Here is a 24,434-nt window from a genome sequence, read left to right on the forward strand (position 1 = left end):
AGGCTCCGCTGACACGGAGCGGACATGACCGGCGCGACCATCAAGAGAGACCTGAGGACCGGACGCCCGCTGTGGGCCGATAGCCCCGGGCTGGGCGTCAGGACGCAAGCCTTGACCCAGGCGATCTCGGTCGATGTCGCCGTCGTTGGGGCGGGGATCAGCGGCGCCTTCATGGCGCACGAACTGGCGCGGGATCATTCGTTGGCGGTGCTGGATCGACGGCCGCCGGTGATGGGCTCGACCCTGGCCTCGACCGCCATGCTGCAATGGGAGATCGATCTGACCCTGACGGACCTGAGCCGCCGGATCGGGGCGGACAAGGCCCGGCGCGCCTATCTCCGCTCTCGCGCGGCGGTGGACGACCTGAAGCAGATCGTGGCGCGGGAAGGCATCCGCTGTGGTTTGAAGCCAAAGGGCGCATTGTATCTGGCCGGGGACGAATACGGCTGGCGGGCGTTGGAGGCGGAGGCCCAGGCGCGCGCCGAGATTGGGCTGGAAAGTCGTTATGTCGGGCCGGCGGAACTGCGCGACACCTACGGCATCGACCGGACCGGCGCCATCGTCTCCGACGGATCGGCCAGCGCCGATCCCGCAAGGCTGGCGGCGGGACTGCTGCGGCGGGCGGGGGACAAGGGCGCCCGAATCTATTCGCCGGTGGAGGTCCTGGAAGCGGTCAGCGATCCGGACGGCGTCACCCTGCTGACCGATGCGGGCCATGCGGTGCGGGCCAGGCAGGTGGTGTTCTGCTGCGGCTACGAGATTCCCAAGGGCGTGCCGACGCCGGGCGCCCGGATCATTTCCAGCTGGGCGCTGGCGTCCGAACCCCGGACGCGACGCCCGACCTGGCTGCGCGACATGCTGGTGTGGGAAGGGTCGGACCCGTATCTCTATTTCCGCATGGGCGGCGACGGCCGTCTGATCGTCGGCGGCGAGGACGAGGAGTCCGCCACCGCGCACGAAGACGAGGCCAAGCTGAAGCGCAAGTGCGAGACCATCGCCGCGAAACTGCGCGACCTGCTGCCCGACCTGGACTTCGACATCGACTACGCCTGGGCCGGGGCGTTCGGCGAAAGCGCGACGGGCCTGCCGCAGATCGGCCCTGTCGAGGGCATGGACCACGTCCACGCCGTCATGGGTTTCGGCGGCAACGGCATCACCTATTCGGTCATCGCCTCGCAAATCGTCGGCCGGGCGATCCGGGGGCAGGTGGATCCCGACGCGGACCTCTATCGAGCTTGACGATCCAGGGGGCGACGCGCACTTCCACTGACATGACGACCCTGATCAAGATCTGCGGCCTGACCACGCCAGCCGCTCTGGACGCCGCGCTGGACGGCGGGGCGGATTTCGTGGGGGCGGTGGTGTTCCCGAAGAGCCCGCGTCACATCGCGCCCGAGGCGGCGGCGACGTTGTTCGAACGGGCGCGGGGGCGGGCCGGGATCGTGGCGGTGACGGTCGATCCCGACGATGCGCTGCTGGAGCAGATCGCGCGGACGCTGAGGCCCGACTTCATCCAGTTGCACGGGTCGGAGACGGCCGGCCAGGCGGAACGGGTGCGGGCGCTGACGGGAGCGGGGGTCGTCAAGGCCCTGCCGATCCGGCAGGCGGACGACTTCGCGGCGGCGGACGAGTGGGATTATCACGCCGACCATCTGATGTTCGACGCCAGACCGCATGAAGGGTCGGTCCTGCCGGGCGGGGTGGGACATAGTTTCGACTGGACCCTGCTGGCGGACAGGGCGTTTCGCCATCCCTGGTTCCTGGCGGGCGGTCTGAACCCGGACAATGTCGCCGAGGCTCTGCGGATCACCGGCGCGCCGATGGTGGATGTGTCCTCTGGCGTCGAAAGCGCGCCGGGTGTTAAGGACGCGGGCCGGATCGCGGCCTTCATCGAGGCGGTGCGCCGGTCGTAATTCCGACGCCTCCCCGCGTGAAAGTCGAACCGTGAACGCACAGACGCCTCTGCAAGCCGCCGATTCCGCCCCGCTGGCGAACGCCTACGCCTGGCCCGACGCGGCCGGTAGGTTCGGCCCCTATGGCGGTCGGTTCGTCGCCGAGACCCTGATGCCGCTGATCCACGAACTGGACGCGGCCTATAAGGCGGTCAAGGCGGACCCCAGTTTCCAGGCCGAGCTGGACGGCTTCCTGACCCACTATGTCGGCCGGGAAAGCCCGCTGTATTTCGCCGAACGCCTGACCGAGCATTTCGGCGGGGCCAACATCTGGCTTAAGCGCGAGGACCTGAACCACACGGGCGCGCACAAGATCAACAACTGCGTGGGCCAGATTCTGCTGGCCCGTCGCATGGGCAAGACCCGCATCATCGCCGAGACCGGCGCGGGCCAGCACGGGGTGGCCTCGGCGACCGTGGCGGCGCGCTTTGGCCTGCCCTGCACCGTCTATATGGGGGCGGTGGACGTGGAGCGGCAGCAGCCCAACGTGTTCCGCATGCGCCTGCTGGGAACCGAAGTCTTCCCCGTCACGGCGGGCGCCGCGACCCTGAAGGACGCGATGAACGAGGCGATGCGCGACTGGGTCACGAACGTCGCGGACACCTATTACATCATCGGCACGGCGGCGGGGCCGCACCCCTATCCGGCCATGGTGCGCGATTTCCAGTCGGTGATCGGCAAGGAGATCAAGACCCAGTCGCGCGCGCAGATGGGCAAGCTGCCCGAGGCGGTGGTCGCCTGCATCGGCGGCGGATCGAACGCCATCGGCGCCTTCCACCCCTTCATCGCGGACGAGGGCGTGCGGCTGATCGGGGTCGAGGCTGCGGGGCATGGGCTGGATACGCCGGATCACGCCGCGTCGCTGAAGGGCGGGCGGCCCGGCGTGCTGCACGGCAACCGGACCTATCTGCTGCAGGACGACGACGGCAACATCGTCGAGGGCCATTCGATCTCGGCCGGGCTGGACTATCCCGGCATCGGGCCGGAGCACGCCTGGCTGCACGACATCGGTCGGGCCGAATATCGCTCGGCGACGGATGACGAGGCGCTGGAGGCGTTTCAACTGTGCTCGAAGCTGGAAGGCATCATCCCGGCGCTGGAACCCGCCCATGCGCTTGCGCGCACCGGCGAGATCGCGAAGGAAGTCGGCAAGGGCGGCGATGTCGTCCTGCTGATGTCGGGACGCGGCGACAAGGACATCTTCCAGGTCGCCAGACATCTGGGAGTGGAACTGTGATCCGTACTCTGACGATCGCCGGCGCTGCGCTGGCCCTGTCCGCCGCCGTTCAGGCCGAGGCGGCCGTGCAGACGCCGGCGCCGCAGGGCGGTCCCGCCGATGTCGGCCTGCTGACCGGGGCGGAGCTGTCGCCCGATTGCGGCGGCTTGAACAATCTGACCGGTCGGGCCTGGTGCGTCACGGCGCCGCTGGGTCAGATCGGCGCCCTGGCTGACGCCTATATCGCCGACCTGGAGACCAAGAACTGGCTCGCGGCGGGGGGCGACGAGAACCGCGTCGTCTTCATCAAGCGCCGCGAAGCGGGCGGCTGCGACGGGATGCAGATGGTCGCCTTCTACGACACCTCCAAGACCGCCGTCGCCGAACTGCCCGCCTATCTGGGCTTCGCCACCATTCCCGGCGACGTGTGCGCCGCGCGATCGGCCGCCCCGGCCGCTGCTGGAACGCCGCCGCAATGACCACCGCCCGTATCGATGCGCGCTTCAAGGCGCTGAAGGCCGAGGGCCGTGCGGCCTTCATTCCCTATGTGATGGGGGGCGATCCGTCGCGCGAGGAGGCGCTGGCGATCCTGAAGGGCCTGCCTGCGGCAGGCGCGGATGTCATCGAACTGGGCTTTCCGTTCAGCGATCCGATGGCCGAGGGGCCGCCGATCCAGAAGGCGGCGATCCGGGGTCTGGCGGCCGGTTTCGGCCTGCGCTCGACGATGGATCTGGCCAAGGAGTTCCGCAAGGGCGACGACGCCACGCCCATCGTGCTGATGGGCTATCTGAACCCGATCGAGAGCCTGGGCTATGACGCCTTCGCCGTCTATGCGGCCGACTGCGGCATCGACGGCCTGATTGTGGTGGACTGCCCGCCGGAAGAGGCCGCGCCGCTGGTCCAGGCGCTGGACAAGGTGTCGATCTCGCTGATCCGCCTGGCTACGCCGACCTCTGACGACGCGCGGCTGAAGGTGGTGGTACAGGGGACGTCGGGCTTCGTCTATTATGTCGCCGTCGCGGGCGTGACGGGGGTCAAGGAGGCGGACGCCGAAGTGGTGGCGCCCGCCGTGGCGCGGGTGCGGGCGGCCTCGGGCCTGCCGGTCGCGGTCGGCTTCGGCATCAAGACGCCGGAGCGGGCCGCCGCCATCGCACGGGTCGCGGATGCGGTCGTGGTCGGATCGGCCCTGGTGGAGGAGGTCGCCGCCGCCGTCGCGGCGAACGAACCGGCCGCCCCGCGCGTTCTGGCCCAGGTGAAGGCGCTGAGCGACGCCGTTCGATCTGTTGCTAGTGCTTCCGTCGCGGAAACCGTCTAAGAGCGCGCCCATGAACGACAAGACCAAGCCGCAGGAAAAGCGCGGCGGATGGCTGAGCCGCTTTGCGCCCGGCGTCCGCAAGATCGTCTCTCGCCGGGACACGCCCGACAATCTGTGGGTCAAGGACCCCGATACGGGCGACATGCTGTATCGCTCGGAGCTGGAGAGCGCCCTGTGGGTGACGCCGTCGGGCCGGCACATGCGCATCGACGCGCCCACGCGCCTGAAGGCCACCTTCGACGGCGGCGTCTATGAGACGATCGAGACGCCGGACGTGCCCGAAGACCCGCTGAAATTCTCGGACGGCAAGTCCTACAAGGACCGGCTGAACGCGGCGAGGAAGGCGGCGGGCCGCAAGGACACCATGGCCATCGGCTACGGTTCGGTCGGCGGTCAGGACGCGGTCGTGATCGTGCAGGACTTCACCTTCATGGGCGGGTCGCTGGGCATGGCGGCGGGCGAGGCCTTCATCAAGGCTGCGCGCGAGGCCGTGGCCCGTCAGGTTCCGCTGATCTGTTTCACCGCCGCCGGCGGCGCACGGATGCAGGAAGGCGCCCTGTCCCTGATGCAGATGGCGCGCACCACCCTGGCGGTGGAAGAGGTCAAGGACGCCAAACTGCCCTATGCCGTGGTCCTGACCGACCCGACGACGGGCGGGGTGACGGCCTCCTACGCCATGCTGGGCGACGTGCATCTGGCCGAGCCGGGCGCCCTAATCGGCTTCGCCGGTCCGCGCGTGATCGAGGCCACCATCCGCGAGAAACTGCCGCCCGGCTTCCAGCGCGCCGAATATCTGCAGGAAAAGGGTATGGTGGACCGGGTCGTTTCCCGCGCCGACCTGCCGCGCATGCTGGGCCAGATCCTGTCCATGCTGATGGGCGGAAACCGCCAGGCGGCCTGATCGCCGTGGACCCGATCTCCGCGCGCCTGCGGGCGCGGCATCCGCAACGGATCGACCTGTCGCTGGATCGGATGAGGGCGCTGTGCGCCGCGCTGGGCGACCCCCAGCATCGGCTGCCGCCGGTGGTCCATGTGGCGGGCACCAACGGCAAGGGATCGACCGTGGCGATGATCCGCGCCATCGCCGAGGCGGCGGGCCTGCGGGTCCATGCCTACACCTCGCCCCATCTGGTTCGGTTCAACGAGCGGATCAGGCTGGCCGGAAAACTGATCGAGGATCAGGCGCTGAACGCCATCCTGGACCGGATCGAGGCCGTGTCTGGAGAGGCGACGGTGTTCGAAAGCACGACCGCCGCCGCCTTCCTGGCCATGTCCGAGACGCCCGCCGACCTGGCGATCATCGAGGTGGGGCTGGGCGGGGTGCTGGACGCCACCAATGTGATCGAGCGGCCGCTGCTCAGCGTGATCGCGCCGGTCGACTATGATCATGCCGAGTTCCTGGGGACCGACCTCGCGGGCATCGCGACGGAAAAGGCCGGGGTGCTGAAGCCGGGCGCGCCGGGGGTGATCGCGCGCCAGCAGGAGGCCGCCATGGCCGCCATCGAACGGGCGGCGCAGGCGGTTCGTGCGCCCCTGGCGGTCATGGGGGTGGATTTCGACGCCTGGGCGGAACGGGGCGGGCTGGCGTTTCAGGATCAGGAACGGTTCCTGGACCTGCCCGCGCCGGGCCTGGCGGGCGCGCACCAGATCGACAATGCGGGCGTGGCCATCGCGGCGGCGCTGGAGCTGGATCTGCCGGAAGCAGCCATCGCCGAGGGGCTGAAATCCGTGCGCTGGCCTGCGCGCCTTCAACGGATTTCGGCCGGTCCTTACGGCGAGGCGGCGCGGGCGGCCGAGGCCGAACTGTGGCTGGACGGAGGGCACAACCCGCATGCGGCCAAGGCGCTGGCGGCGTTCCTGGCTGAGCGTCAGGCGCGGGCGCCGCGTCCGCTGGCCCTGATCTGCGGCATGCTGGCCAACAAGGACGCGGGCGGTTTCTTCGCTGCCCTGAAGGACAGCCACGCCACCATCTTCACCGTAGGCTTCGACGGCGCGGCGGCGGACCCGGCGGCCCTGGCCGCCGTGGCGCGCGGACACGGTCTGGCCGCGACGCCCGCCGGATCGGTCGATGAGGCCTTGAGGCTGGCGCTTCGGTTAGGCGCCGGCCGCGTCGCCATCTGCGGGTCGCTGTATCTGGCGGGTGAAGTGCTGGGCGCCAGCGAAGAGACCTGGCCGGTCTGAGCACCGCTTGAACCCCTCCCCTGCGGGGGAGGGGGCCGAGCGCAGCGAGGTCGGGCGGGGGCGGCCGTGCGACGCCGTGGAGACCTGTCCTTGATTCACAAAGCGCGTGCCCGCCGGGCCGCCCCCACCCGGTCGCTGGCGCGACTACCCTCCCCGGAACGGGGAGGGTGAGGGGCTGGGCGCGCTAAACTACCGCGTCATCCAGGGCTTGGACTTGCCTGCCGCGATCCGGGCAGACTGTTCGCGCTGGAAACGGCCGCCGCGCGGGGGCTTGGGGCGAGCGTCCATCTTGGCGTTCTTCAGGCGCAGGGCCTTCTGGACCGGGGTTTCGCCGGGGATGTCGTCGGTCGCCGCCGGTGCGGTGATGGGGTCTTCGTCGCTCATGGCGGCATCCTAGCATGAAAACGCCCGCCGGTCGGGACCGGCGGGCGTTTGATCTTCAAGGGCGGCGAAGGATCAGGCGTCGACCTTGACGCCCGCCTCGGCCAGCCATTCGACGATCTTGCCCTTGGGCATGGCGCCGACCTTCATCGAGGTCATCTGGCCGTCCTTGAACAGCATCAGGGTGGGGATACCCTTCACGCCCAGTTTGGAGGGGGTCATGGGGCTGTCGTCGATATTGATCTTGGCCACCGTGACCTGGCCGCCCAGTTCGTCGGCGATCTGCTCCAGCGCCGGGCCGATCTGTTTGCAGGGGCCGCACCATTCGGCCCAGAAATCCACCAGCACGGGGGTCGAGGCTTTCAGGACGTCGGCGTCAAAGCTTTCGTCGGTGACTTTTACAGTCGCCATGAATGGTCTCCCTTTGTGGCGCTATCGCTTGGCCCGCGGGGCCTCGCTGCTTGAACGCCGAATTGTGGCGCGCCGGACGGCTGTCCAGCGTTCAGTCGCAGATGTGGGTGCGAATCGCGGGCAAATCAACCGCCCGTCAGCGCCGCCTCCAGCATCGCCTGCGGGATGGGCATCAGCTTCGGCCCATCGGTCCAGACCAGGGCGGCCTCGACCGGGCGGTCGGGATAGAGGCGTTTCAGCACCGCGACATAGACCGCCGCCTGCAGCACATAGGCCGGATCGACGGCGTCGAGGGCGGCGGGGGCCGGGCGGTTGGTCTTGTAGTCGATGACCAGAACCCGGTCGGGCGTGACCACCAGCCGGTCGATGCGGCCGTTGATGGCGACGCCGGGCGGCAGGTCGGGGGCGGACCCCGTCAGGGCGACCTCGGCGCGGGAGCCTGGGCCGAAGACGGGGGCGAACCGGGCGTCGTCCAGCACCGAGAAGGCGGCGGCGATCATCTCGGCGCGCTGGGCCGCGTCCAGATCGGTCTCGCGCGACAACAGGCGCACGGCGGCGTCCGCACGGTCGGCGGGGGCGATGTCGGGCAGCCGTTCCAGCAGCCGGTGGATCAGGTCGCCGCGCCGGAACCGACCCAGCGATGCGCCGCCGGATTCGCTCCTGGCCAGGGGCGAGGGGGCCGGAATGCGGATCGACCCTTCCATCCGCGACGGCGAGGCGAAGCGGGCGGCGGCGTCGGCGGGCGGGGGTGCGGCGGCCCAGGCGGGCAGGCCGGCGGCGTCCGTCGTGGTCCGGCCCAGGCGCGGCGCGGTCTCGGGATCGACCCCGAACCTCAGAATCCCGCCGTCCAACAACTGCACCGCATCGGGACGGTCCTGCGCCAGCCGGTCGAAGGTTCCGGCGATGACGTCCCACCAGCTGCCTTCCTCATAGCCGGTCTCCTTGGGGCGGCTCATCCTGCGGCCCATGACGATCAGGCGGTCACGCGCGCGGGTCAGGGCGACATAGAGCAGGCGCAGGGATTCGGCGTCGGTGCGATCTACGCGCGCCTGACGCACCTCGGCGGAGACGGCGCAGTCGGCCTTGGCGCTGGACGGACACATCAGCCAGGCCTCGGTTCCATCCGGCAATGCGGCGGGCATCAGGGTCGGCCCCTGCGGCTTCGCCTTGCCGGTGGTGTCGGGCAGGATGACGATGGGCGCCTCCAGCCCCTTGGAGCCGTGGACGGTCATGACGCGGACCTCGTCGCGCGCCCCCTCCATCTCGCGCTTCACCTCGACATCGGCCTGTTCCAGCAGAGCCAAGCAGGTCTCCAGATCGCGCCCGCCGCGCTCCTCGGCGGCCAGCACCTGGGCCAGGGTTTCGTCGATGGCTTCTTCCGCCTCGCGGCCCAGCCGGTCCAGAATCCGCGCGCGGCCGGATCGCCCATCGGGACCGACGCGGTTCAGGGCGGTCGAGAAGAAGGCGAAAGGATCGCGGTCGCGCGCGGCGATCAGGGCCGCCATCAGGTCGCGCGCAGCGGTCCAGGCCGGGTGTTCGTGGGCGCGGCGCTGCAGTTCGCGCCACAGGCTGCGGCCCTCGCGGCCCACCTTGTCCGCCAACGGATAAAGGGCGTCGGCGGGACCGAAATCGGACACATCGCAGAAGGGGCTGCGCAGGATTTCCGCTAGCGACAGGTCGTCGTCGGGGAACAGGGCGAACCGGGCGAGCGCGATCAGATCATCGAAGACGATATGGTTCGACAGTTTCAGCCGGTCGGCGCCCGCGACCGGAACGACTTCGGCTTTCAGGGCGCGGATGATCTCTTCGAAGGTGGTGTCGCGGCGGCGCACCAGCACCAGAAAGTCGCCGTAACGGACGGGCCGCATCGCTCCGCGCTGTTTCGGATCATGGATGGCGGCGCCCGTCTGGACCTGATCGCGGATGTGGCGGGCCAGGGCCTGGGCCAGCTGCTTGCGGGCGCTGCGGCTGTCCTCCTTGTCGACGGGGGCGTTCCAGGCCTCGCGCTCGGGGGCGGCGGGGTCTTCGAACAGGGGCCACAGGTCGACGGACCCATATTGCCCCAGACGAGCGGGGCGGTGGACGGCGATCTCGCCGGTCTCTCCGACCAGGGCGCGGGTGCGCATCGGGCTGGCGAAGGCCGCATCGACGAAGTCCAGCACCTCGACGGTCGAGCGGAAGGAGGTGTCCAGCGGCACTTCGCGGAAGTCGGCGCCCGCCGCGCGCACCAAATCGTCATAGACCCGCGCCTCCTGCCGCAGCCGCTCGGGGCGGGCGCCCTGGAAGGAATAGATCGACTGTTTCTCGTCGCCCACGGCGAAGACGGTGCGAGGGATGGCTTGGTCGCGGCGCTCGGCCCCTGAGCCCGCAAAAAAAGGTTCCGTCAGGGCACGGACGATGTCCCACTGATCCGGGGCGGTGTCCTGCGCCTCGTCGATCAGCACATGCTCAATGCCGCCGTCCAGCTTGTACAGCACCCAGGCGGCGGTGGCCCGTCTGGTCAGCAGCTCGACCGTGCGTCCGACCAGATCGGTGAAGTCCAGCGCGCCCTGCGCCCGCTTGGCGGTCTCATAGAGGGCGGCGTGGACGCGGGCCAGGGTCAGCACCTTTTCCGTCTCGTCCGCCACGCGCGCGGCGCGCACCCGGTCCAGGGTCGAGACGTATTTCAGCGACACATCGGCCAGATAGGAGGCCGCGCCGGGCGGAGCCTTGGACGTGCCGAACCTGTCGCGCGCCACGCCCTTGGAATCGATGAAGATGGGCGTCATGGCCTGAAGCGTCGTGGCGGGCGGAACCGCATCGCGCATCTGGCCCGCCAGTTTCTTGTCGTTGGCGCCGCCCGTGGCGAACCCGTCGGCGGCGGCCAGCCAGTCGGCCGGGTTCAGCCAGTCCATGAACCCGGCCTCGATCTGGGCGGGGGTCTCATCGCGCGTGACGCCGACCAGTTCGTGCGGGCCGGGCGCGGTCCCCGCGTCGATGCGGGCCAGATAGTCGAGCAGCGGCTCGCGCTTCGCCTCGATCGTATCGAGCAGGGCGTGGAAGCCGTCCCAGGCCAGTTCGACGGCGAAATGAGCATAGGCGCGGCCCACCGGCCCGTCGCCGTCGTTCAGGGCGTAGCGGGCCAGATCCTGACGCGCGGCGTGCGACAGGGCCAGGGCCGCCTGATCCTCCAGCACCTCGAACCCCGGCGCGACCCCGGCCTCCAGCGGGAAGCGACGCAGCAGTTTCTCGCAGAAGGCATGGATGGTCTGGATCTTCAGCCCGCCCGGCGTCTCCAGCGCGCGGGCGAACAGGACGCGGGCCTCGGACAGTTCGGCGTCGGTCAGGCTGGCCGGATCGCGCCCGTCCAGCCGCGCCAGATCGGCGGCCAGGGCCCGGTCGTCGGCGACCGCCCATTCGCCCAGCCGTTCGAACAGGCGGGCCTGCATCTCGGCGGCGGCGGCCTTGGTGTATGTGACGCACAGGATTTCGCCGGGCCGCACCCGCTTCAGCAGCAGGCGCGCCACGCGGCTGACCAGGGTGGTGGTTTTGCCCGAACCGGCGTTGGCGGTGACGAAGACCGACAGGGTCGGGTCGGCGGCGGTCGCCTGATGGGCGCGGGCCATATCCAGGGGATTGGCGTCGACGGGAGAGATGTCGGTCATTCGGGCGCCTCGTCCTCGCCGCCGACGACGTGCCATTCCCAGACGCGCGCCAGATGGTCGTAGTTGCCGCCGAAATTGCCCATGAACTGCGGCGCGACCCATGAGGTGTAGGGGGTCGCCGGGTCGTCAAAGGCGGCGACGCCCAGCTTCAGCCGGTCCAGTTCGCGCGTCGCCAGCTGGGCGGCGGTCAGGCTGTTGCCGCGGCCCTGGCGCGAGACGTCGTCCACCTTGCCCGGATCGCGGCGGCCAGTGACCTTGACATACAGCAGCTCGGTCGCCTCGGTCGGGGGCGCGTCGAACCCGCCTTCGGCCAGGATGGCGGCGGTCAGGGTCAACTGGGGTGCAAAGCCCTGGACCACCTGTTTCTGGCTGGGCGTCTGGCCGGTCTTGAAGTCCAGAACCGCCGCGCCCGTGGCGTCCAGCTCGATCCGGTCGGCGCGGGCGGTGACGGTGAAGGGGCCGCCGGGCGCGTCGAAGGCGATGGCGCCCGACTGTTCGATCAAAAGGGTAGCGCCGCGCGCGCGCCGTTCCCGCTCGAACCGCTCCAGCCACAGGGCGGCGTTCCTGGCCAGCGGGCGTTCGCGGGCCAGGGCGGCGTCCTCGAACCCCGCCTCGGTCATGGCGGCCACGATGAGGTCGGCGATCTGGTCGGCGCAATCGTCGGGCAGGGTTTCGGGCCAGAGGCGGACCATCTGTTCGATCGCTTCGTGGATGGCGTTGCCGCGCGCCATGGCCTCGGCCGAGGCGCCGGGCCGATCCAGCACCTTCAGCCCCAGAATCCGCTGGGCGTAGACGGCGTAGGGGTCGCGAACCCAGCGCTCGACCCCCGTGACGGGCAGTTCGCGCGGGCGGCGCGCCACCGGCGGGGTCGGGGCCGGGCGGCGCGCATAGTCGGGCGTGTCGCGCCCAGGGGCGTCCAGGGCGCGGGTCCAGTCGGCGACATGGGCGGGGGCGGCGACGGCGACCGGCGTCTCCTCGGTGTTCGCGCCGCGCGTCAGCATGTCCAGACGCCACAGCCAGCGGGACCGCACGGCGGGCTGGCCGCCGCGTCGTTCGGTATGGATCAATATGGCCTCGTCCGCACAGGCGGCCTGGACGAAATCCTGGGCGCTCTGGCCGATGCGGCGTTCGGGCGGGGGCAGGCCCAGCGCCTTTCGCATGGGCCGCGACAGGAAGGGATCGACCGGCGCGCCCTGGGGCCAGACGCCTTCCTCCAGCCCGGCCAGGATCATCCGGTCGGCCCGCACCAGACGCGCCTCTATGGCCCCCAGAATGCGCAGCGACGGATGGGTGGCCCCGCCGGTGCGCACCACGGCGTCGGCCAGCAGGCCCTTGACCAGTTCGACCAGATCATCAGCCGTGACAGCCCCCAGCGTCGCGCCGCCCGTGATCAGGTTCGACAGCAGACCGGCGGCGCATTCGCCGTCCGGTCCGGCCCAGGCCTCCTGGCCCGCCAGCGCCTCGATCAGCACGGTCAGGGCGCGGGCGGCGGCGTCCAGTGGCGCGGCGGGGGCGAAGGCGGCGCAGGCCGTCGTGACCAGAGCTTCCAGATGATCCGACAGGGCGCGGGCCTGGGCCAGGCGTTTCAGGCGGCCCTCGGACGGCGGCTGGCCGTCGCGATCCGGGCCTGCGGCCTTGTCCAGCTTGCGGCGGATGCGGTCGAAACGGGTCTGGCGCGGGCCGCGCAGGGCGAGAAGCTCGAAGGCCGAAACGGCGCGGTCGGCGTCGATCCCGTCGCCTAAATCCAGCCTGACCAGCGGGTGTTTCAGCAGGCCCAGCAGCACCTGCGGATCCGTCGGGTCGGCGATCCAGCGGGCGCACAGCTCGACCAGAACGCCCGCCGGCATCCGGTTCAGGGGCTGACCGGCCGAGGCGTCCGGCACGACGCCCCAGCGTTCCAGACGCGCGGCGACGCGGCGGCCCAGACCCTGATCCGGCGTGACCAGGGCGCAGGTCCTGCCGGGCGTCTCCAGCGTCTCGCGCATCATCAGGGCGATGGCGGCGGCGGTCTCTTCGTCATGGCGCAGGTTCAGCACCGACAGGCCCTGAAGCCCCTCGGCGATGGGGTCGGCGGCGCGGCCCGCCTCGACGGCGCGGGCGCGGATGTCGCGGATGGCCGCGCGCCAGTCGCCCGTCGCGTCGGCGGGGCGCAGGGCCTCGTTCAGCAGGCGCTGGCGGGCCAGACCGCGCTGTTCAGCCGGGGGCGAGACGGGCGGCTGGAACCACGGACGCACTGCGCGGCGGTCAATGCTGTGCCGCTCCAAAAGGCGTTTCAGCGCGCGCTGGGGGTGCTGTTCGTTCTCTTCGTCGATCTGGGCCCAGACGCGGTCGTCCAGATCGAGATCGAGGCCGGGCAGGACGACGCAGCCCTGGGGCGCGCGGGCCACGGCGCCCAGAACATCGGCGGCGGCGGGCACGGTGCCGGTGGACCCGGCGGCGATGACGGCCTGGGTCGGCGGATGGGCGTCCCACAGTTCGGCCAGACGGCGCAGCAGGGTGGCGCGTCGCCAGGCGGGATCGACCAGCCCCAGTTCGGCCAGGCGTCTGGGCCAGGCGATGACGCCCAGCCTCAGGAACTCAGCCGACCGCTCCCAGTGTTCGGCCATTTCGCCGTCGACCAGGGTGGCGACCCGTTCCGGCTCGGGAACCTCCTCCAGCTGGCAGGAATCGAGGAAGCCGCCCAGCGCATCGGCCAGGTCCAGCGCCCGCATCGGGGTCAGGTCGTTGTCGAACTGCTCCACGATCATCCGCGCCATCTCGAACCGGCGCGTCAGGGCGGGGATGGCGGGCGGCAGATCGAGGCCCAGGGCGCCGGGGGTGAAGGGCGGCTCGTCCTCCTCCAGATCGCCCAGAGGCCGCACCTGCGGCAACAGGACGGGCCGGTCGCCGGACAGTTTGGACAGGGCGCCGGTGAAGGCGCGGGCGGCCCGGCGGTTAGGCAGCAGGATCGTCGCGTCCGACAGGGTCTCGGGCGGCAGATCGCCAAGCCACGCCAGCACCCCCGCCGCCAGGTCTTCGAGGAAGGGCCGGTGCGCGGGAATGGCGTACCAGCGGGGGCGCATTCCCGTTTCCCTGGCGCCGACCCCGCGGCGGTCGGCTGCTTGAGGGGCGTCCGAGAAAGGATCGAACAGGCTCACGCCGCTCCCGCCAGTCTGGCCTCGGCCTGATCCCGCGCCTGCGGGTCGCCGACGTGCATCCAGTCGCCGTCCAGAACGCAGCCGAACAGGCGGCCCTCTGCCGCCGACCTGCGCCACAGGGGGCTGAGGGAGAAGGCGCCGGCGGGGCCGTCGTCGGCATAGCCGGGGCGGGTGATGTGGACGCCCATATAGGCGAAGGGGGCGGACGGGGCGTCGCCCCGGAAGGTCAGGCGGGCATCCTCCGACAGGAAGAAATCGCCGTCGCCCTCGAAGCCGATGGAGCCCTCGCGGCGGGCCAGCAGCAGGGCGGCGTCCATCGTCTCGGGGTTCCACAGGCGGACCAGATCGGCGAGCGCATCGCCCCGGTCGATCCAGACGCTGTCGATATTGGCGACGAAGACGGGGTCGTCGCCCAGCAGGGGGCGGGCCTTCTTCAGACCGCCGCCGGTCTCCAGCAGTTCGGCCCGTTCGTCGGAGATGAGGATGTCGGGGCCGCGCCCGCGCGCCGCCAGATGCGCCTCCAGCCGGTCGGCGAACCAGTGGACGTTGACCACCGCCCGTTCGACCCCGGCCTGGGCCAGACGGTCCAGCACATGGTCGATCAGGGCGCGGCCGCCCACCTCGACCAGGGCCTTTGGCCGGTCATCGGTCAGGGGACGCATCCGGGTGCCCAGCCCGGCGGCCAGAACCATGGCGGTCTTTGGAACAGCGGTCATGCGCGCATCTCGGCCGGGACGTGTTGGTCGAACCAGCGGGCGACGGGCGCCAGCGACGGCTGGTCCAGATTGGCGTTCAGATGTCGCCACATCCGGGGCAGGAACTGGCGATAGCGGGGCTTGCCGTCGCGGGCGATCAGCCGGGCGAAGACGCCGATGATCCGCGCCTGATTCAGCGCCGCCAGCCCCGCGTAGTCGGCCATGAAGGCGGCGCGGTCCACGCCGGGACGCAGGGCGAAATAGCGGTCCAGGGCCTCGGCCTCCAGCGTTGGCGAGACGTCGCGGCGGGCGTCCTGCAACAGGGAGTGCAGGTCCCACGACGGGTGGGCGCGCACCGCGTCCTGGAAGTCGATCATGCCGACGCGGGCGGGGCCCTGACGCTCCGGCAGCCAGATCAGGTTCTCGGCGTGATAGTCGCGGTGCGCCATGACCGAGGCCCCGGCCGCGCCCGAGGCGACAATGGGCGCCCAGGCTTCGCGCCAGTCGGCGACGGCGGCGGCGTCGAAGGTCACGCGGTCGTCCAGCCGGGGCAACCAGTCGACGAACAGATCGGCCCCGCCCTGAAGCGCCGTCTCGTCATAGGTCAGCAGGGGCCAGTCGCCGCCGGGTCCGTGCAGGGTCGCGGGCGGATCGCCCGCCGCGTGCAGGACGGCCAGGGCCTCGATGGCGGCGAGATAAAGCGGCGTCTCGTCCGCGCCGTCCGCGATCACGCGGGCGAACAGGGCGTCGCCGAAATCCTCCAGCACGGCCAGACCGTTGGGCGCATCCAGGGCCGGGATGTCGGGGGCGGACAGGCCAAGCGATTTCAGATGGGCGGCGACGGCGGCGAAGGCTTCGATCCGTCCGGCCGACAGGCGGGCGACGGCGTTCCAGCCCGCCGCGCGGCGCTGGTCCGGCGTCCACGACGGATCGCAGGGCGGGCTTTCGGCGGCGGGCGCCTGGTCCATCAGCATCAGGCTCGGGCCGGTCGCGGGCGTCAGCCGCTCGTAGCGCCGGGTGGAGGCGTCGCCGGGCAGGGGCGCGCGCACGGCGTCGGACAGACCGGCGGCCTTCAGAAAGTCGAGACGGAGGGTTTCGCGGTCAGACATGCAGTTCCTTCAGCCCCGTTTCCCATCGGCCTACGCCTGAAACGGTCGCAAGGCGGCCCTCGCCCTGTTCGGAGATTTCGATGATCAGCCGGTCGCGGCCTAGGAACGCACCGGGATCGTCGCCCAGCCGCTCGGGCCATTCTATGACGACGCAGCCTTCGTCCAGCGCCTCGTCCAGACCGATCTCGAAGGCTTCTTCCGGTCGGGTCAGGCGATAGAGGTCGAAATGGGCGACGGGCGGTTCGCTGTCGTAGAACTGGACCAGGGTGAAGGTCGGACTGGGCACGTCCTCGTCCGGCGTGGTCAGGGCGCGGATCAGGCCGCGCGCCAGGGTCGACTTGCCCATGCCCAGGGGGCCATACAGCAGGACGCTGTCGCCCGCCGCCAGCAGGGGGGCGATGACCTGACCCAGACGGGTGGTGGCCTCGGCGTCGGACAGGGCGATCTTCATGGGAACACCGAGTCAGGATCGGCGGCCAGGGTGCGTTCGGTAAAGACCTTCAGCGCTTCGGTGGCTCTTGCGGCGTCCACGTCCAGACGGTCGGCGGGGATGGGCAGGCCGACATCGACGCCGAACGGCTTGCCTTCCTTGTTCAGCAGTTCGTGGAACAGGGTCACGTCGCGCAACTCCTGCGAGACCTTGTCGAACAGATGGAACAGGCGGCTGTAGGGGCCGGTGATGTGCATCGGCACCACCGGCGCCTCGTATTTGCGCGCCAGGGAGGCGGCGGTCGGCGCCCATTCGGGATCGGTCAGCAGGCCGTCCTTCTCCACCCGCGCCAGACGACCAGCCGGGAACATGACCACGCAGCGTTCGGCCTCGAAGGCTTCCTTGGCCGCGCTCAGGGTGGCGCGGGTCTTCTCGCGGGTGCGTTTGTCGTGGACCCATTCGACGGGGATGATCGTCTCGTCCAGCCGGGGCGAGACGCGCAGGGCGTCGGCGTTGGCGAAGAAGATCATGTCGCCGCGTCGCCGCCTGATCGCATCGAAGACGGCGACCCCGTCGGCGATGCCGGTCGGGTGGTTGCACACCACGACGCAGCGGCCGGTCGCGGGCAGGCGGTCGAGGTTCGTCGTCGTCACCTTCAGCCCCAGCAGGTCCGACACATGGTCGAAGGTCCCGGCGCCCGACAGCGGCTGGATCGCGTCGGCCATCCGCACCGCCGCCCCATAGCCCAGCACGGCATAGAGCGCTGGACGCACCACGGGCCACAGCGGCGAGGCGGTCAGGCGCGGCGCACGCTCGGCGATCAGCACATCGACGATGTGCGGTCGGTGTCGGGCGGGAAGGGCGGCTGAATCCATGGAAGACCGCTTGTCGCCGGTTCGGTCCCAGGGGGCAAGATGCGCGACTTCCACATCCGTTCACGACAACTTTCGTCCGGCGGGCGGCGGTGCTACGCCTGCCGCAGCAAGATTTCCGAGGAAGACCCATGCGTCACCGTTCCCTTCTGTCCGCCGCCTGCGCGAGCATCGCCTTGTCGGGCGCCCTGATGGCCGCCGCGCCTGCGCTGGCGCAGGTTCCGCCCGCGCCCCAGCCGGCGGCGCCGGCGACTTCGGACGCCTTCACCTATCAGGACATGATTTCGGCCAACCGGCTGGGCGATCCGCAGGTGTCGCCGGACGGGCGTTACGTCGTCTATTCGGTGACGACGACGGATGTGGAAGCTAATCGGCGCGCGGGCAGCCTGTGGATGCTGGACCTGAACACGCCGGACGCCGCGCCGCGCCGCCTGGCCATCTCGGACCAGGGCGCCAACACCGCGCGCTGGGGCGGGGACGGCAATCTGTATTTCCTGTCGGGCAAGTCGGGGACCAGCCAGGTCTGGCGCGTCGCCTCGCCCACGGCGGCGCCGGTGCAGGTGACGAATCTGCCGCTGGACGTGAACGCCTATCGCATCAGTCCGACGGGCGACAAGGTGGCCACCTCCCTGGCCGTCTATCCGAACGCGGCCGACCTGAACGCCTCGGTTGAACAGGGCAAGGCCATCGCCGAGCAGAAGTCGACAGGCCAGGTCTATGACCGGATGTTCGTGCGCCACTGGGATACGTGGAATGACCACACCCAGAACCATCTGTTCGTCCAGTCCATCGGCCGCGACGGCAAGGCGACCGGAACGCCGACCTGGATCACCAAGGGCTTCGACGGCGACACCCCGTCCAAGCCGTTCGGCGACGAGAGCGATTTCGTCTTCACCCCGGCGGGCGACGCCGTGGTCTTTTCCGCGCGTCTGGCGGGCCAGACCGAACCGTGGAGCACAAACTTCGACCTGTGGAAGACCAACGGCCTGTCGGGCGACGGAACCTTCACCAATCTGACGGCGGACAACAAGGCGTGGGACGCCGGCCCGGTCTTCTCGCCGGACGGCCGCACCCTGGCCTATCGCGCCATGGCCCGACCGGGCTTCGAGGCCGACCGCTATCAGATCGTGCTGATGGACATGGCGACGGGCCAGAAGCGCGAGGTCGCCTCGAACTGGGATCGGTCGGCCGATACGCTGCAATGGTCGCGCGACGGGCACACCCTGTACACCATCGCCGGCGACGTGGGCACGACCAAGCTGTTCGCGGTGGATACGCGCAACGGCGTGGTGACGCCGATCACGGGGGCGGGCCACGTCTCGGCCTTCCAGCAGACGCCCTCCGGCTTCGTCTTCGCCCAGGACAGCCTGCGCGAGCCGGGCGACCTGTATTTCAAGACCTATCTGGGCCGCGAGATGCCGCGTCGCCTGACGCAGTCAAACCCCGCCTTCGCCGCCAAATCGTTCGGCGAATACGAGCAGTTCAGCTTCCCCGGCTGGAACAATGAGACGGTCCACGGCTATGTCATCAAGCCGGTCGGCTATGTCGAGGGGCGCAAATATCCGGTCGCCTTCCTGATCCACGGCGGGCCGCAGGGCTCTTTCGGCGACGGCTGGTCCTATCGCTGGAACCCCGAGACCTATGCGGGCGCGGGCTATGCGGTGGTGATGATCGATTTCCATGGCTCGACCGGCTACGGCCAGGCCTTCACCGACGCGATCAGCCAGCACTGGGGCGACCGCCCGCTGGAAGACCTGCAGAAGGGCTGGGCGGCGGCTCAAGCGAAATACAGCTTCCTGGACGGCGACAACGCCTGCGCCCTGGGCGCCTCATACGGCGGCTATATGATCAACTGGATCGCCGGCAACTGGTCGAACGAATTCAAATGCCTGGTCAACCACGACGGCGTGTTCGACACCTTCGCCATGGGCTATTCCAGCGAGGAGCTGTGGTTCACCGAATGGGAATACGGCGGCGCGCCGTGGCGTAACCGCGAGGGCTATCAGAAGTTCAATCCGGCCAACCACGTCGACAACTGGAAGACGCCGATGCTGGTGGTTCAGGGCGACCGCGACTTCCGCATCCCGACCGCGCAGGGGCTGTCCACCTTCACCGCCCTGCAGGGCCGCAATATCGACAGCCGCCTGATCGTCTTCCCCAACGAGAACCACTGGGTGCTGAAGCCGGCCAACAGCCTGCAATGGCACAACGAGGTGTTCGGCTGGCTGAACAAATATCTGACGCCGGCGCGGTAAGGTCGCGGCATATCGGAAAGCACCGGGGGCGCGATCATGGATCGCGCCCCTTTTTCGTGCGGCGCCAAACCGGCCTTCGCGCGTTGGCAAAGACCTGAAGGGAGCCGCGCGTGTTCAGGGATTGGTACGACCGAAGGATCGCCCCGCCCGCGCGTCGCATCGTCGCGGCGGCAGGGACGCGGCTGCGCGCGGGCCAGGCCTTTCTGCAGGACGGCGAACGTGTTCAGGCGGCGGTGCGACGCATGGTTCCCACGGCCCGGATCGTTGGCGGCGTGCTGCTGTCCCTGATCGTGGCCGTGGTTCTGTTCGCCGCCTTGTTCGACTGGAACCTGCTGCGCGGGCCGATCAGTCGGTGGGCCTCGGCCAAATATGACCGGCAGATCGCCCTGACCGGCGACCTGAACGTGAGGCTGCTGAGCTGGACCCCGTCGGTCGTGGTGCGGGGGCTGAAGGTCGGCGGGCCGGACTGGGCCAGGGACCGCGACACCGCCGATGTGGACGAGGTGCGCGCCTCGGTCCGCTTGGCGCCCCTGCTGGTCGGACGGGTGGAGATGCCGTTGCTCAGCATCACCCGGCCGCGCGTGGTGATGATCTCCGACCGGCAGGGTCGCAAGAGCTGGCGGCTGGACGCCGACCGCCCCGACGACGGACGCGGCGCCATGCTGCCGCCCATCGAACGTCTGATTATCAGGGACGGCGCCCTGACCTTCGAGGAGCAGCGGCGCGGCCTGTCCCTGAACGCCACGGTCAACGCTCAGGAGACGGCGGGCGGAACGGCCGGTTTCGTGCTGGACGGCCGCGGCGCCGTACATGGTTCGCCCATGACGGTGCGGATCGAAGGCGGCCCTTTCATCGACATCCGCCGCGACCGACCCTACGCCTTCCAGGCCGATGTGCGGGGCGCGGGGTCGGCCCTGACGGCGCGGGGACGGATCACCCGGCCGTTCGACCTGGGCCGGTTCGACGCGGCCATGACGCTGGAGGGGCAGGACCTGTCGGACCTCTATCTGCTGACGGGCGTGACCCTGCCCAATACGCCGCCCTACCGCCTGTCGGGCGCGCTGAACCGCGACGGGCGGGTCTGGACCTTCAAGGATTTCGACGGACGGGTCGGGGCGTCGGATCTGTCGGGCCAGGTGCGTATCGAGAGTGGCGGGCGGTTGCGGGTCGACGCCGAACTGGCGTCGCGGCGGCTGGACATCGACGATCTGGCGGCGGTCCTGGGCGCGCGGGTGCGGACCGATCCGTCGGGTCGGAACACGGAGGCGCCGATCCTGGTCGGCAGCAAGCTGCTGCCCGACGCCAAGCTGCAGACGGACCGCCTGCGCACCATGGACGGCAGCCTGACCTATCGCGCGGCGGCGGTGAAGGCCAATCACCTGGATGTCCGCAAGGTCGACCTGGGCGCGGTGTTGAAGGACGGCGTATTGAAGCTGGACCCCATCAGTTTCGACTTCAATCGCGGTTCCCTGAACGGGACGGCGCGGATCGACGCGACCCAGGCGATCCCGCGCAACACGGTCGATCTGCGTCTGGCCGGCTATCCGCTGGAATCCATCGTGCCGGCGCGAAACGGCTCGGTCCCCGTCAGCGGCCTGGCGCTGGGCCGGGCGCGGCTGGAGGGGCCGGGCGCCTCCATTCATGAGTTCGCGGCGGCGTCCAACGGGTCCATGAGCCTGATCGTGCCCAACGGCCGGATGCGCGCCGCCTTCGCCGAACTGCTGGGCGTCAACGCCAGTGCGGGCCTGCTGAAACTGCTCAGCGGCGATCAATCGGTCAGCACCATCCGCTGCGCCGTCGCCGACTTCGACGTGCGGGGCGGCAAGGCCCAGGCGCGCACCTTCGTCATCGACACAGACGTCGTCCTAGCCCAAGGCAAGGGGAGCATCGATCTGGGCGCCGAGACCTTGAACCTGCGGATCGAGGGCGAGTCCAAGAAGCCGCGCCTGCTGCGGCTGTGGGCGCCAATCAACGTCTCAGGTCCGCTGGCCGCGCCGCGGATCGGGGTGGACGCCGGCGAGGTGGTCTCGCAGGGCGGGCTGGCGGGCCTTTTGGGGACGCTGGTGGCGCCGGTGACGGCCCTGTTCGCCTTCGTCGATCCAGGCCTGGCGGAAGACGCCGACTGTGGTCGCCTGATGGCGGGCGCGCGCTAATTTGCCTGACGCCGAAGACCGATCCGGCCTTTCCATCGTAGAAACGGCCATGGATCCTCTTTCATGACCCGACGCGGCCTGTTCGCCCCGGCGCTGGGCCTTCTGGCCGCCGCCTGTTCGCCCTTGAGCCTGCTCAACACCCTGGGCCCCCGCGATCACGGCGTGCGGCGCGTGGCGCGGGACCTGGCCTACGGCGACGATCCACGCCAACGGATGGACGTCTATGCGCCCAAGGGCGGCGGCCCCTATCCGACACTGGTCTTCTTCTATGGCGGGGGGTGGGATTCAGGCTCGCGCGAACTGTACGGCTGGGCCGCGCAGGCGCTGGCGGCGCAGGGGTTCGTGGTCATCCTGCCCGATTACAGGCTGGTCCCCCAGGTCGTCTTTCCGGCCTTCGTCGAAGATGCGGCGGCCGCGACGGCCAAGGCGGCGGACATCGTGGACGGCTATCGCGGCGATCCCGCCCGACTCGGTGTGCTGGGCCATTCGGCGGGCGCGTATCTGGCGATGATGATCGCCCTGGACCGTCGCTATATGGCCGCGGTCGAACGGCCTGATCTGATCAGGGCGGCGGCGGGACTGGCGGGGCCCTACGACTTCCTGCCGTTCGATGTGGCGGCGTCGCAGAATGCGTTTGGCCGCGCGCCGGACCCGACCCTGACCCAGCCCGTGACCTTCGTGCGTCGTGACGCCCCGCCGATCTGGCTGGGCCACGGCACGGCCGACACGGTGGTCCACGACGAGGACACGGTCATTCTGGATCAGCGGATGCGCGCGGTTGGCGGGCGCTCGGAGGCCAAGCTTTATCCAGGTCTGGACCACGCCGACCTGATCGCGACCTTCTCGCCCCTGTTCAGGAAGAAGGCGACCGTGCTGGCGGATGTGACGGGGTTCTTCCATCGGCAGCTGGGCTGAGCCGACGAAGAGTGGTGCGGGCGGCCGGGGTCGAACCGGCACTCCTTTCGGAACTGGATTTTGAGTCCAGCGCGTCTACCAATTCCACCACGCCCGCAGCGGAAGGACCGCCTCATGCCACAAGGGTCGAGGCCGCGTCCAGCGCAACCTTACGCCACGACCTCGACATGGTCGTCCAGGCGGCCGGCCTGGACGCGGCGGGCGCGGATGTACATTTCGACGCGCTGCATGACGATCAGCGCCATGGCGAAGACCAGGAAGGCGTCGGTGACGGCCATGGCGTTCAGATGCCATTGGGCGGCGTGGCCCTCGATCAGGTCGCGCAGCAGCGACCGGCCGGCGAACAGGGCGACCAGCAGGATCAGGCCCAGGGGCGAAGCCTGGGCCATCAGGACGCCATTGGGCTCTTTCTCGATGGTGACGGTCTTGCCGCGATACCAGCCGGCGATCCCGCCCAAAACGCCGCCGACGGCCAGAACCGCCCAGGCGTCGGGGCCGAACGGGGCGTGCGCGGCGTTGGGGTTCTGGGCCATGCCCCACAGGCCCAGGCCGATCAGAGGCAGGACGATGGCCGGCATGATCCACAGGAACTGGGGCTTCAGCACCCGCTTCCTGCGGTTCTTCAGCAGCACCACCACCAGCATGATCGGGATCATGAGCAGCGGGATCAGTTTTCAGGCGGCACGTCGTCTCTCCCCAAAGACTTGACGGCCATCGGGCCGCTGCGATCAGCCTAGCGCCGTCAGCCCGCGCTGGAAAGCGGGGCCACGGTCTGTTCGATGGCGCCGAAGATGGTGTGGTGGCGGTCGTCCAGCATTTCGATCCGCACCGTGTCGCCGTGTTTCAGGAAGGGCGTCTCGGCGGCGCCGCGCAGGATGGTCTCGACGGTGCGGACCTCGGCGATGCAGGAATAACCCAGGCCGCCCTCGCTGACCGGCTTGCCGGGGCCGCCGTCGGCGTCCTTGTTGGAGACGGTGCCCGAACCGATGATGGTCCCGGCCGACAGCGACCGGGTCTTGGCCAGGTGGGCGATCAGGGTTCCAAAGTCGAAGGTCATGTCCACCCCGGCGTCGGCGCGGCCGAAATCGCGGCCGTTCAGCTGGACCGACAGGGCGCCGTGCAGCTTGCCGTCTTTCCAGCGGTCGCCCAGCGCCTCGGGCGTGACCAGGACGGGCGACAGGGCGCTGGCGGGCTTGGACTGGACAAAGCCGAACCCCTTGGCCAGTTCGGCCGGGATCAGGTTGCGCAGGGACACGTCGTTGACCAGGCCGACCAGGCGAATGGCGTCGAGCGCCTGTTCGCGCGTCGCGCCCTGCGGCACGTCGCCGACGACCACCACGATCTCGGCCTCCAGGTCGCAGCCCCAGGTCTCGTCGGCCAGGGGGATGGGATCGCGCGGCGCCAGGAAGCCGTCCGAGCCGCCCTGATACATCAGCGGGTCGGTCCAGAAGCTTTCGGGCATCTCGGCCCCGCGCGCGCGGCGCACCAGCTCGACGTGGTTCACATAGGCCGAGCCGTCGGCCCACTGATAGGCGCGGGGCAGGGGGGAGGCGGCGTCGCGTTCGTGGAACCGGCCGCGCGGCACGCCCTCATGCTCCAGGCTTTCGGCCAGGGCCTGAAGCCGGGGACCGCAGTTGTCCCAGTCGTCCAGCGCCGCCTGAAGCGTCGGGGCGATCAGGAAGGCGTCGGTGAACCAGTTCAGGTCCTTGGAGACGACCACGAGGCGGCCGTCGCGGCCGTGCTTGAGCGAGGCGAGTTTCATGACCAA

General features: G+C 69.9%; 20 protein-coding genes and 1 tRNA gene. 10 read left to right on the plus strand and 11 right to left on the minus strand.

Features of this window, described 5'->3' with window-relative positions; all coding sequences use genetic code 11:
• Nucleotides 1–24: 24 nt before the first annotated feature.
• The 7 genes from ACWPV3_RS05585 to ACWPV3_RS05615 all read left to right on the plus strand — a co-directional run bounded on the left by ACWPV3_RS05585 (nt 25) and on the right by ACWPV3_RS05615 (nt 6,664).
• Nucleotides 25–1,239, plus strand: coding sequence for an NAD(P)/FAD-dependent oxidoreductase (locus ACWPV3_RS05585; RefSeq protein ID WP_453977148.1), 1,215 nt, complete (start codon nt 25–27; stop codon nt 1,237–1,239).
• A gap of 32 nt (nt 1,240–1,271) precedes the next feature.
• The gene (locus ACWPV3_RS05590; RefSeq protein ID WP_453977149.1) at nt 1,272–1,913 is read left to right on the plus strand and encodes a phosphoribosylanthranilate isomerase; all 642 of its coding nucleotides are present in this window, start codon (nt 1,272–1,274) and stop codon (nt 1,911–1,913) included.
• A 73-nt stretch (nt 1,914–1,986) separates the two neighbouring features.
• A complete protein-coding gene (gene trpB / locus ACWPV3_RS05595; protein WP_453978505.1) occupies nt 1,987–3,189 on the plus strand; it encodes a tryptophan synthase subunit beta in 1,203 nt (400 codons plus the stop codon).
• On the plus strand, nt 3,186–3,647 hold the full coding sequence (locus ACWPV3_RS05600) for a hypothetical protein (RefSeq protein ID WP_453977150.1): 462 nt from the start codon (nt 3,186–3,188) through the stop codon (nt 3,645–3,647). The genes trpB and ACWPV3_RS05600 overlap by 4 nt, the downstream gene beginning before the upstream one ends.
• Nucleotides 3,644–4,483 carry a tryptophan synthase subunit alpha gene (trpA, locus tag ACWPV3_RS05605; RefSeq protein WP_453977151.1) on the plus strand — a complete coding sequence of 280 codons (840 nt, stop codon included), beginning with the start codon at nt 3,644–3,646 and terminating at the stop codon, nt 4,481–4,483. The genes ACWPV3_RS05600 and trpA overlap by 4 nt, the downstream gene beginning before the upstream one ends.
• 10 nt (nt 4,484–4,493) lie before the next feature.
• Nucleotides 4,494–5,384, plus strand: a complete 891-nt coding sequence (gene accD, locus ACWPV3_RS05610; protein ID WP_453977152.1) for an acetyl-CoA carboxylase, carboxyltransferase subunit beta — start codon at nt 4,494–4,496, stop codon at nt 5,382–5,384.
• 5 nt (nt 5,385–5,389) lie between these two features.
• Nucleotides 5,390–6,664 carry a bifunctional folylpolyglutamate synthase/dihydrofolate synthase gene (locus tag ACWPV3_RS05615; RefSeq protein ID WP_313454697.1) on the plus strand — a complete coding sequence of 425 codons (1,275 nt, stop codon included), beginning with the start codon at nt 5,390–5,392 and terminating at the stop codon, nt 6,662–6,664.
• Nucleotides 6,665–6,853: 189 nt separating this feature from the next.
• Here ACWPV3_RS05615 and ACWPV3_RS05620 read toward each other — a convergent pair whose 3' ends face one another.
• The 8 genes from ACWPV3_RS05620 to ACWPV3_RS05655 all read right to left on the minus strand — a co-directional run bounded on the left by ACWPV3_RS05620 (nt 6,854) and on the right by ACWPV3_RS05655 (nt 17,346).
• A complete protein-coding gene (locus ACWPV3_RS05620; protein WP_313454696.1) occupies nt 6,854–7,048 on the minus strand; it encodes a hypothetical protein in 195 nt (64 codons plus the stop codon).
• Nucleotides 7,049–7,120: 72 nt separating this feature from the next.
• The gene (gene trxA, locus ACWPV3_RS05625) at nt 7,121–7,456 is read right to left on the minus strand and encodes a thioredoxin (protein WP_313454695.1); all 336 of its coding nucleotides are present in this window, start codon (nt 7,454–7,456) and stop codon (nt 7,121–7,123) included.
• 125 nt (nt 7,457–7,581) lie between these two features.
• Nucleotides 7,582–11,100, minus strand: coding sequence for a double-strand break repair helicase AddA (gene addA / locus ACWPV3_RS05630; protein ID WP_453977153.1), 3,519 nt, complete (start codon nt 11,098–11,100; stop codon nt 7,582–7,584).
• Nucleotides 11,097–14,162, minus strand: a complete 3,066-nt coding sequence (gene addB / locus ACWPV3_RS05635) for a double-strand break repair protein AddB (protein ID WP_453977154.1) — start codon at nt 14,160–14,162, stop codon at nt 11,097–11,099. The genes addA and addB overlap by 4 nt, the downstream gene beginning before the upstream one ends.
• A gap of 71 nt (nt 14,163–14,233) precedes the next feature.
• Complete coding sequence (murU, locus tag ACWPV3_RS05640; protein WP_453977155.1) at nt 14,234–14,953, minus strand: N-acetylmuramate alpha-1-phosphate uridylyltransferase MurU; 720 nt, start codon at nt 14,951–14,953, stop codon at nt 14,234–14,236.
• Nucleotides 14,950–16,041 (minus strand): N-acetylmuramate/N-acetylglucosamine kinase AmgK, encoded by a 1,092-nt coding sequence (gene amgK / locus ACWPV3_RS05645; protein ID WP_453977156.1) that lies wholly within the window; start codon nt 16,039–16,041, stop codon nt 14,950–14,952. The genes murU and amgK overlap by 4 nt, the downstream gene beginning before the upstream one ends.
• Complete coding sequence (gene tsaE / locus ACWPV3_RS05650; protein ID WP_453977157.1) at nt 16,034–16,492, minus strand: tRNA (adenosine(37)-N6)-threonylcarbamoyltransferase complex ATPase subunit type 1 TsaE; 459 nt, start codon at nt 16,490–16,492, stop codon at nt 16,034–16,036. Before tsaE ends, amgK begins: the two co-directional genes overlap by 8 nt.
• Nucleotides 16,489–17,346, minus strand: a complete 858-nt coding sequence (locus tag ACWPV3_RS05655) for a GNAT family N-acetyltransferase (RefSeq protein ID WP_453977158.1) — start codon at nt 17,344–17,346, stop codon at nt 16,489–16,491. The genes tsaE and ACWPV3_RS05655 overlap by 4 nt, the downstream gene beginning before the upstream one ends.
• A 128-nt stretch (nt 17,347–17,474) precedes the next feature.
• Here ACWPV3_RS05655 and ACWPV3_RS05660 point away from each other — a divergent pair, with 128 nt between their 5' ends.
• The 3 genes from ACWPV3_RS05660 (at nt 17,475) to ACWPV3_RS05670 (ending at nt 22,666) form a co-directional block, all read left to right on the plus strand.
• Entirely contained in the window at nt 17,475–19,598 is a 2,124-nt protein-coding gene (locus ACWPV3_RS05660; protein WP_453977159.1) for a prolyl oligopeptidase family serine peptidase, read from the plus strand.
• A gap of 110 nt (nt 19,599–19,708) precedes the next feature.
• Nucleotides 19,709–21,751, plus strand: a complete 2,043-nt coding sequence (locus ACWPV3_RS05665; RefSeq protein ID WP_453977160.1) for an AsmA family protein — start codon at nt 19,709–19,711, stop codon at nt 21,749–21,751.
• A 63-nt stretch (nt 21,752–21,814) separates the two neighbouring features.
• Complete coding sequence (locus tag ACWPV3_RS05670; RefSeq protein ID WP_453977161.1) at nt 21,815–22,666, plus strand: alpha/beta hydrolase; 852 nt, start codon at nt 21,815–21,817, stop codon at nt 22,664–22,666.
• A 12-nt stretch (nt 22,667–22,678) separates the two neighbouring features.
• Here ACWPV3_RS05670 and ACWPV3_RS05675 read toward each other — a convergent pair.
• The 3 genes from ACWPV3_RS05675 to ACWPV3_RS05685 form a co-directional block, all read right to left on the minus strand.
• Nucleotides 22,679–22,763 (minus strand) — tRNA-Leu (locus tag ACWPV3_RS05675).
• Between the two features lie 52 nt (nt 22,764–22,815).
• Nucleotides 22,816–23,322, minus strand: a complete 507-nt coding sequence (locus ACWPV3_RS05680) for a DUF1453 domain-containing protein (RefSeq protein WP_453977162.1) — start codon at nt 23,320–23,322, stop codon at nt 22,816–22,818.
• Nucleotides 23,323–23,408: 86 nt separating this feature from the next.
• Entirely contained in the window at nt 23,409–24,428 is a 1,020-nt protein-coding gene (locus tag ACWPV3_RS05685; RefSeq protein ID WP_453977163.1) for a fumarylacetoacetate hydrolase family protein, read from the minus strand.
• Nucleotides 24,429–24,434 lie beyond the last annotated feature (6 nt).

The organism is Brevundimonas sp. Marseille-Q4549 (genome assembly GCF_976940555.1).